At 37.6% G+C, this 9,678-nt stretch carries 7 protein-coding genes, 1 tRNA gene, 1 pseudogene and 1 riboswitch; of the genes and pseudogenes, 5 read left to right on the top strand and 4 right to left on the bottom strand.

Annotated elements, in window-relative coordinates:
- Positions 1 to 199 (top strand): annotated as a pseudogene (locus ACO1O5_RS06465) (haloperoxidase); the annotation flags it as partial.
- 24 nt (positions 200 to 223) lie between these two features.
- Here the strand turns inward: ACO1O5_RS06465 and ACO1O5_RS06460 are convergent.
- Both ACO1O5_RS06460 and ACO1O5_RS06455 read right to left on the bottom strand, forming a co-directional pair.
- Positions 224 to 1,387, bottom strand: coding sequence for a trans-sulfuration enzyme family protein (locus tag ACO1O5_RS06460; RefSeq protein ID WP_486269019.1), 1,164 nt, complete (start codon positions 1,385 to 1,387; stop codon positions 224 to 226).
- Between the two features lie 5 nt (positions 1,388 to 1,392).
- Complete coding sequence (locus ACO1O5_RS06455; protein WP_486269018.1) at positions 1,393 to 2,784, bottom strand: APC family permease; 1,392 nt, start codon at positions 2,782 to 2,784, stop codon at positions 1,393 to 1,395.
- Positions 2,785 to 2,905: 121 nt separating this feature from the next.
- On the opposite strand from ACO1O5_RS06455, the gene ACO1O5_RS06450 reads away from it, so the two are divergent.
- The 4 genes from ACO1O5_RS06450 to ACO1O5_RS06435 all read left to right on the top strand — a co-directional run bounded on the left by ACO1O5_RS06450 (position 2,906) and on the right by ACO1O5_RS06435 (position 8,125).
- Positions 2,906 to 4,981: a TonB-dependent receptor gene (locus ACO1O5_RS06450; RefSeq protein WP_486269017.1), complete on the top strand. Its 2,076-nt coding sequence runs from the start codon at positions 2,906 to 2,908 to the stop codon at positions 4,979 to 4,981.
- An 80-nt stretch (positions 4,982 to 5,061) separates the two neighbouring features.
- Positions 5,062 to 5,280: riboswitch (cobalamin riboswitch) on the top strand.
- 122 nt (positions 5,281 to 5,402) lie between these two features.
- Positions 5,403 to 7,358: a TonB-dependent receptor plug domain-containing protein gene (locus ACO1O5_RS06445; protein ID WP_486269016.1), complete on the top strand. Its 1,956-nt coding sequence runs from the start codon at positions 5,403 to 5,405 to the stop codon at positions 7,356 to 7,358.
- Between the two features lie 70 nt (positions 7,359 to 7,428).
- Complete coding sequence (locus tag ACO1O5_RS06440) at positions 7,429 to 8,022, top strand: MarC family protein (RefSeq protein WP_486269015.1); 594 nt, start codon at positions 7,429 to 7,431, stop codon at positions 8,020 to 8,022.
- A gap of 31 nt (positions 8,023 to 8,053) precedes the next feature.
- Positions 8,054 to 8,125, top strand: a tRNA-Arg gene (locus tag ACO1O5_RS06435).
- A 10-nt stretch (positions 8,126 to 8,135) separates the two neighbouring features.
- Here ACO1O5_RS06435 and ACO1O5_RS06430 read toward each other — a convergent pair.
- The gene (locus tag ACO1O5_RS06430) at positions 8,136 to 8,639 is read right to left on the bottom strand and encodes a hypothetical protein (RefSeq protein ID WP_486269014.1); all 504 of its coding nucleotides are present in this window, start codon (positions 8,637 to 8,639) and stop codon (positions 8,136 to 8,138) included.
- A 243-nt stretch (positions 8,640 to 8,882) separates the two neighbouring features.
- Positions 8,883 to 9,678: hypothetical protein (locus ACO1O5_RS06425; RefSeq protein ID WP_486269013.1), on the bottom strand; the 796-nt coding region annotated here is incomplete at its 5' end.

Raw genomic sequence — 9,678 nt, 5'->3', positions numbered from 1 at the left:
TAATTCCGAGGAATTATTTGGACTAAAACCCAGAAGTTTCACGTCATTTATGCAGGCTGCAAAAGAGGCTGCGATATCAAGATTGTATGGAGGGATACACTTTAGAGAGGGCGTTGAAAACGGAGTTATTGAAGGTGTGAGCTTGGGAAATTTTGTTGTGGACAAGCTTGAGAAAGGAGGCGTGAAACCACTGAAATAATAAACGTTCTGTTAAGCCCCTTTTTTATTTCATGTTTTTGAATCCCCTTTCTAAATCTTCAATTAAATAGTCAGGTTCTTCGAGGCCTACGTACATTCTCATCATAAGGTGATTCGTATTTGAAGCGTCAAACTCATTTTGGGGTACGGCAGCACATCCCGGGATAATTAAGGACTCATGTCCTCCCCAACTAACGGCCATGAGTATATGCTGTAATCCTTCACAAAAATTTTCGATTTCTGCAACCTTTTCTGCTTTAATAATAAAAGAAAATAATCCGCAGGCCCCCTGCATTTGCTCTTTTGCCAGTTGGTATTGAGGGAAATCTTCATCGAAAGGAAATATTACCGACGCTACTTTTTGATGTTGCTTTAAATAATTTACAATTTTTGTGGTAGTGGCTGAAATTCTATCGAGTCTTATCTTGAGTGTCCGCAAACCCCGCAATAATAGCCATGCATGAAGAGGGGTAGTACCAACGCCCATATTCATGTATTCGCTCATAAAAATTTCCTTAATCATTTCCTTACTGCCGCATAACACGCCTGCTACAACATCGCTGTGGCCGCCGATATATTTAGTTGCACTTTGCAAAACCAGGTCAATTCCAAATTTAATAGGCTGTTGATATAAAGGAGAGCAATAACTGTTATCGCAGATGCTCAGTATTTTTTTTTCTTTTGCAAGGCCTGCAACTTCCTTTAAATCCTGTAAATAAAAACTCCAGCTGTTAGGTGTTTCTAAATAGATAATTCTTGTATTGGGTTGAATGGCTTTTCTAAAATTTTCAATATCCCTCCCATCTATATAAGTGGTAGTAACATTAAAACGTGGTAAAATATTATTGAATAAATGTTGCGTCCATGAATATGGCCGGTCTACCGACACAATGTGATCTCCACTTTTTACATTGGCCAAAACCGACGCAAAAATGGCTCCTGCGCCGCTGTTGAAAACAAGACAATCTTCAGTGCCGTCAAGGGCCGCAAGCTTTTTAGATAATATAGTTACGGTTGGATTATTCCCCCTGCTATATAGATAAGCCGACGATTCATCTGCAAAAGCCTTTCTCAAATCGTCAACTCTTTTAAAAGCGAAGTTGCTGGTTTGTATAATGGGTGGTGCTATGGCATTAAAATACTCTTCACGATTCTCACCTAATTCATTCAAAATATATGAAAGATCCATGGCGTTTATTCTTTATTTACTTTATAATTAGCAATAGCTTTTGCAAGAAAATAAATAATCATAAAGGCTGCCAATACCGCCAGGCCTGTTGCCGCTGCATAATGATTATTTTTATAGTCGGCCGCTATACTTATGCCGACGAATGTATAGGCCGCAATGAAGATCAATGGCAATAATGGATATAACTTCATCATAAAGATTCCGCTGTTATTGAGGTAGGATGTTTTTTTGCGTATGATGAAAATGCTGCCGGCAGAAAAAGCCATACCGAAACAGTCCAGGAAAATAGTAAAACTTAAAATCCTGTCAAATTGTTTAGCCCAGAAAACTATCAGGATACACATTCCGGTGAAGACACTCAGGGAAGTAGTAAGCGCTTCGGTGTTTACATTTCTTCTTTTAAATGCCGGCGGTAAAATCGCGTCCTCACTCATGGCAGCCATCACCCTCGGATTACTCAGTAATAGAACATTTACATAGGCCAAAACGCTTAAAAAAAGCAGCCCGCTAAGTATGCGCTCTGCGTTTATGCCAAACACTTTTGAAGCCATAATAGCAGCAATGTTCTTACTTGTTTTTAATTCCTCAAACCCAATAACTTTTACATAAGCGTAGTTAATTAAAAGGTATAAAATAATTATAACAGCTATGCCCAAAAATATTGCTCTCGGAATTGTTTTTTGCGGATTACGAACTTCTTCTCCAACGTTAATAGTTTGTTGATAGCCGCCATAAGTAAAACTTACAGCAACAAGGCCAACGCCAAAAGCTTTTAAATATTCAGTGAACACCTGTCCATGTTGTAAGGTGCCTGAAAGTACCAGCGGGTGAGAATTAACCGCAAAAAACAAAGGACTAATCAGGCAAATAACCATCACTATTTTAATGACCGTTAGTACATTTTGAGTCTTTGCGCTCATTTTTAATCCCATTAAATTAACCCCGTAAAAAATCAATATCGCCGCAATGGCTATCGATATCTGAACAGTTTGAAGATGATTAACATTAGAAGGGTTAAGCAGCCATTCAGCACTTTGCGAGCCCGGAATAAAAAGGCCGGTAATGTATTCTGAGCCAACCAAAGCTACCGCTGCGAGTGACGCCGCATTAGACACCAGGATGATGCAATTTATCGCAAAGGCAATTGAAGGATGATAGGCGTAGGCGAAAACTTTATAATAGCCGCCGGTAACTGGTAACCTGCTACCAATTTCGGCGTAAGTAAGAGCGCCGCATAAAGCAATAAGTCCGCCTACGATCCATGCGCTAAAAAAAATAAATGGACTGCTGACTGCTTTTGCAACATTTGCAGGTGTTCTGAAAATTCCCATCCCAATCACAAAACTTACTACTATAACGGTAAGATCAAAAAGCCTAAGCTGCTTCGCAGGTTTCATTTTGGGAAGATAAAAAATATTTATGGTTACAAGCGTTTTGTTATTTGCCCCAAAGGCACGATGTCTAACAACACATGAGATAGTAAGAAAAGATTTTATCTTTACGACTTAATCGTAGCCAATGTTTCTGAAGAAAAATTTATTTACCCTGACCCTCACGTTTTGTATTCCGCTATTTTGTTTATCTCAAACTGAATCAACAGATTCTGTAAAAAGCCTTTCGGAGATAATTGTAAAGGCTTACGAACAGAATCGAAGCCTGGTAGATGTAGCTGCTCCTGTGAGTGTTACCGGGCAGGCGCAACTAAGCCGTTTCGGTAACATGAGTATACTGCCCGCCGTTAATATTACCCCCGGCGTTAGCATGGAAGAACGTTCACCAGGCAGTTACCGGCTTAACATCCGCGGCAGTTCTCTGCGTTCTCCTTTTGGTGTTCGTGATGTAAAAATCTACCTGAACGAAATACCGCTTACTGACCCAAGTGGCAATACTTACCTGAATCAACTGAGCTTCTATAATTTTAATTCTATAGAAATAATTAAGGGACCGGCAAGCAGTTTATACGGAGCTGGTATTGGCGGCGCAATGCTCATACATACTTTGCCTGCTAACTGGAACAAAGGGATTTCGCTCGGCTATACAATCGGTAGTTATAATATTAATAATATTAATGCTAATATAAAAACAGGTAATGCTGATCATGAAAATAGTTTTAATTATTCGCATCAAACAAGTGATGGGTATCGCCAACAGGCAAAGATGCGGAGAGATATTGCGACCTGGGAAAGTTTACTGAAAGTGAATAACAAACAGACGTTGCATGCCTACATGTCGTACAGCGATCTTTATTATCAAACGCCCGGCGGGTTAACGCTGGCACAATACAATGCTGATCCAAAACAGGCAAGGCCTGGTTCGGGTTCACAACCTGGAGCTGTGCAAAACAAAGCTGCTATTTATCAAAAAATCTTTCTCGCAGGTTTCAGCAATGAATACGAGTTTAACGATAACTGGCGCAACACAACTTCGTTGTATGGTTCTTATACCGATTTTACTAATCCTGGTATAAGAGTTTATGAACTCCGCAAGGAGCCTCACTTTGGTGGACGAAGCGTTTTTGAATATAAAAAACAGATTGGGGCCACAAGTCTGCAATTGAACTTTGGAACTGAAGCACAGAAAGGTTTTTTTAATACAAGAGATTATGGGAATAAACTTGGAGTTGCTGACTCGTTGCAATCGGATGATAATTTAAACATTTGGCAATACATGTTCTTTGCACAGGCAGATTTAAAATTACCTCACGGCTGGACGGTAACCGGCGGAGTAAGCCTGAATAGATCATCTATTCAACTCATCCACCTTACTTCCAGGCCGTCAACTACCCAGGCAAGAATTTTCAAAAACAAACTTCCTCCGCACATTGCGGTTCTAAAAAAGATCAATAAAAATGTATCCGTATACGCAAGTGTAGCACGCGGATTTTCTCCACCGACAGTTTCTGAGGTACTACGTTCCGATGGAAAATTTGGAACCAATCTGCAACCCGAAGATGGAATGGATTATGAAGCCGGCATTAAAGGCACCCTGCTGCATAACAAATTATATTTCGATATCAGCGGATTTTTCTTTGATCTAAGAAATACAATTGTACAGCGCATAGATACTAACGGTGTTTATTATTATGTAAATGCAGGTTCCACTAAACAAAATGGCGTTGAAACTTATGCATCTTACCAACTCGTTGATAATTCGCATGATTTTATTAATTCGGCAAAGTTATGGAGCAGTTATGCCTGGCATGATTTCCACTATGTAGATTTTAAACAGGTAAGTACTGATTTTTCAAAAAATAAATTACCCGGTGCGGCTCCTAATGTAGTTGTAGCAGGGCTTGACGTAACATCAAAAGCGGGATGCTACATTAATGTTACTTATAATTACGTGGACAAAATCGCACTCAACGATGCTAATTCTGCATATGCATCTTCTTATAATTTATTGGGCGCTAAAGTGGGGTATAAAAAAGATCTTAATAGAAAGATCATCGCCGAAATTTTTGCGGGAGCAGATAATATTTTTGATACAAAATATAGCCTGGGTAATGATATCAATGCTGCAGTGGGCCGCTATTACAATGCAGCCCCTGGTAGAAATTATTATGCTGGAGTATCATTCAATTTCAATAACAAATAATGGCCGTTATTTTTCTACCCGGTAAATTCTATCGATTCAAAAACTAAAATTTGTTTTTGAATTCTAAAAATATTGCCGCTACATTTGCCGGCGTAATTGGTTCTTAATTCCAATAATTTGTTGGAAAGATTAAAAGGGAAGCCGGTGTAAATCCGGCGCTATCCCCGTAGCTGTAAAAGCACATCCCAGGCCCTCGAGGGGCTTTTGGGAAAATCTTAAATTCTTCGCCACTGTTTTTTAACGGGAAGGCTTTTAAGAATGTGCCAAGCCAGAAGACCTGCCTTTTACATTAAAAACCTGCCTGACGGCAGGCAGGCAATTCAAAGCTTTCGGGTGAAAGGCATGAAGTGTAAAGGCTGAAAGGCATTTATATTTCTTTCTTTTTTTATTTCGAAAGCAGTCACAAAAAAAATTTCTAAAAATGAAAAAAAGAATTTTTATTGTGGCTGCTGTAATCTTCAGTAGCCATCTTTATGCACAGCAGGTGCAAACAACCAACGACAGCACATCTAAAACTCTTGATGAAGTAATTGTAACAGCTAATAAGTTTCCACAGAAACAAAGCGAAACAGGTAAAGTGGTTGACATTATTACACAAGACCAGTTACAAAAAAGTTTTGGAAAAACTATTGGCGAAATCTTAAACCAGCAACCGGGATTAATAATAAACGGGGCTGATAATAATTTGGGGACTAACCAAACGGTATATACACGTGGCGCTGCCGCCGCAAATACGCTGATAATGCTTGACGGCGTGCCTTTATATGACCCTTCAGGAATTACCAATGAATTTGATCTTAATAATTTTGCATTGGATAATATTGAAAGAATTGAAATCTTAAAAGGATCGCAATCTACATTATATGGTTCTGATGCTGTCGCAGGGGTCATCAATATCATCAGCAAAAAAGGAAAGGGGAAACCATTTAACGTAAACGCTGATCTTTCTGCAGGAAGCTATGACACTTACAAGGGAAATATTTCTTTAAGCGGAACTAACGGAAAAGGTCAAACGTATTTTATTTCTTACAATAAAACATTTAGCAAAGGATTTTCTTCAGCTTATGATTCGACGGGCAAACAAGGGTTTGATAAAGATGGTTTTAACCAGGATGTTATACAATTGAATTACGCCTTTCAACCATTTAAAAAGACTTCAGTGCGCATTTTCGGAAAATATAATTCTAACCATGCCGATATAGATGCCGGCGCTTTTACCGATGATAAAGACTATACCTACCATAATGATAATACGATTGTTGGCACTTCCCTCGATTATAAATTAAATAATGGATTTATAAAGTTTCAATACAATTACAATATTTTCAACAGAAATTTTATTGATGATTCTACTGATGTTGGTGGCTTTTCCAAATACCAAAAGGGCAGATATAACGGATCTTCTAACTTTGCAGAAGCCTATGCCAGCCTTAATTTGAGTAAACATATAGAACTGCTTGCCGGCGCAGATTACAGGCAAAACAAGACAGACCAGGCATATGTTTATTTACCCGATTATGGGTTTCCTGCGTTGCCTATTTCAGGCGATAGTGCCAAAACAAATCAATTTAGTGGTTATGCATCATTGTATTTAAAATCAGCTAAGGGTTTCAATCTTGATTTTGGGGGAAGATGGAATCACCATAGCATTTACGGAAATAATTTTACGTATTCCATTAATCCGTTTTATGTAATTAACCATCACTATAAAATTTATGCAAACATTTCCTCAGGCTATAATGTGCCTTCTTTATACCAGCTTTATTCAGAATATGGAAACAAAAAACTAAAACCCCAGGCAACAACAAGTTATGAAGTTGGAACGCAGTTTACCGGTGAACAAATTACCGCCAGGGTTACCGGTTTTATAAGAGACGGTAAAGATGTAATATTATTTTACACCGATCCTAATACCTACGCAAGCTATTATACAAATGGCGATAAGCAGCGCGACTATGGAATAGAAACAGAAGCTACCGTCAATTTTACTTCAAAATTTTCTGCGTCGTTGAACTATACCTATGTGAATGGAAAAGTAACTACACGGGAATCTCCGGGCAAAGACACTTCATTTTTTAATTTATACAAACGGCCAAAGAATGTTTTTAATATCTCGGTAAATTATTCGGTCACAAAAGATATGTCTGTCTCGGCCCATTTAAAAACCGTAAGTAAAGCCTTTGAACCGCAATACCAGGCAACACCTTACGAATTAAACGCTTATTATACTTTGGATTTTTATGACCGTTATAAGTTCAATAAGAAGTTGAGCATTTTTGCCCACCTGCAAAACATAACGGATCAAAAATATTTTGTAACAAGAGGATTTACGACGAAAGGTTTTAACGTAAATGGAGGCGTACAGGTAAGTTTGTAACATTATTACCCATTTTAAATGCTAACGCTAATGCTGTGAGTCATGTGTGCTACATTTGCAAAAAAATTGAATGGCTGACTTTGCCAACATATCAAGTAAGGAAACCATAACAATAACGTTTACACTTTTTGCTGTAATAGATATTCTTGGGTCCATTCCTATCTTAATTTCTTTAAAAGAAAAAATGGGCGGTGTTATTCAATCCACGCTTGCCACTATTGCTTCAGGTGCATTAATGATACTATTTTTATTTGTGGGACAACAGCTTTTAAATCTTTTAGGTTTAGATGTCCAATCTTTTGCAGTTGCAGGAAGCATTGTAATATTTATTATTGGGCTGGAAATGATACTGGGGCTCGATTTCTTTAAACAGGATAATAATCCCAAGAGCGGCAGTGTAGTTCCTATCGCATTTCCATTGATCGCTGGTTCAGGAACGCTTACCACAATTATGTCGCTAAAAGCAAATTATCACGACATTAATATTTTTATTGGCATACTCATTAATTGCGTGGTAATTTTCGCCGTATTAAAATCGTTGAGATGGATTGAAAGAGCTTTGGGTCCAAATGGTTTAATTGTAGTGAGAAAATTTTTTGGCGTTATTTTGCTGGCTATAGCGGTAAAAATATTTAGTACCAATGCGCACGGATTAATAAAATAATATTATTGTAAATTTCGGCTTATTTATGACTGGCCTCGTCGTACAATGGATAGTATAAGAGTTTCCGAAGCTCCAGATACAGGTTCGATTCCTGTCGAGGCTACAAATAGAAGTTAGTTGACTATTCTTTTTCTATGCATTAATTTCTCAGAAATTAATGCATACTCGTCAAAAAAATCTCTCACCAAATAGAGCTTGTCTCTTTTTACCCAAATTGCAATACAGTCTGCTCTTTTTTGGCTAAATAAGGTAAGTGTATTTTTTTCAGGAGAAACTTCAGAAATTTCAAAAACATAGTTCCTTGCTTTAATCCAAAGTATAGGGAAGGTAGAAACTGTTATTAAGTTATCATCAAATTTAATTTCATTAATACAAAAATTCCATGTCTTTGCTGAATAAAAAAGAATTATTAAAAACATTAAAAAGAATACTATAGAAGCAGGGAGATAAAACCCCATAACAAATGCATAGGGAGTTCTCTGGTCATCATGACTGGTGGTCAGAATACGAACGAGTGGAATCAGCATGAGAAAAATAAGAATAAGTCCAAAACTTCGATATGCGGTTCTATTTGCCTGATTTCTTCCAACTGCTGCAAGCTCATTAGATGAATACATTACTTAATTTATCTAAATTTACGCACTCCTTTGCACCAAAAGCATTAATTTTCAAATTTAAATGGCGCAAACAAAAAGAAGCGGACTATTTAAAAAGCAACAGATCACTCATTAAAAAGTTCGAACTGCTGCTATATAAGTCTACACTTGGTATTTCTTTTTAATGGGTTGTTACGTACACACGTGATGCTCTTGTTCAGAAATCTTTACATACAAGATTTTTTGGCCCATACCAACGTCTAACTAAAAAGGGATCCCAAAATTCACATAACTCTGCACCTGCTTTGAATCGTCGCTATAGGTTACGCTTAATTCCAATGGGCCTATTGGAGTGGTGTACGCAAACGTAAGTGCGTGGCCTGACAGCCAGTTATTAAATTTTAACTGGTGGTCTTCACTTATAAAATTATTGACCAGCGCATTTGACCGGGCCATCAAATGTATATTTTTGGTTACCTGCAAATCCAAACCAATTAAGAGTGAGGCCACACTTGGTGTACTTACAGTTGTTTCATTTAAGCCGGCAAATAAAACCTGGTTTCTTATGGTTTCGGTTAAGCCTCCGATTTGAAAATTATTTAGAAGATTTTGTTTGTAATTAAAATTGATGCCGGATTGGAACAACGTGAAAAACGTAAGCTTTTTGGTTATGGGTGTATAAGTTTCCGCATGCAGCACCATGCGTTCGTAATTTTTGTAGTTAATGCCTGCCGAATCAATATTAGTTATCAGGATTCCATTTGAATAAAAGTCCACATCAGGGCTTTGATTATATACAACACCGAGTTCGGCATTTACTTTAATACCTCTTTTGGGATATAAACTTTTATCCAAAGTATTAATATTCCAATAAACGAAAGAAGTCAAAAAATCATTTTTACCCTTTGCTTCCAATTGAGATTGTATCAGGGGATTTATCTTTACCCATTCATAACGGGAACCGATACCCGCAGTAAAACTGCGACTACCGGAATACTCTGATTTTATTTCACCCTCATAATAATATTGTTTGTATTGCCCGCTTTTACTAAAATTGTTG

It is taken from the genome of Ginsengibacter sp., assembly GCF_057362405.1.
This window is presented reverse-complemented; position numbering and strand designations above follow the sequence as displayed.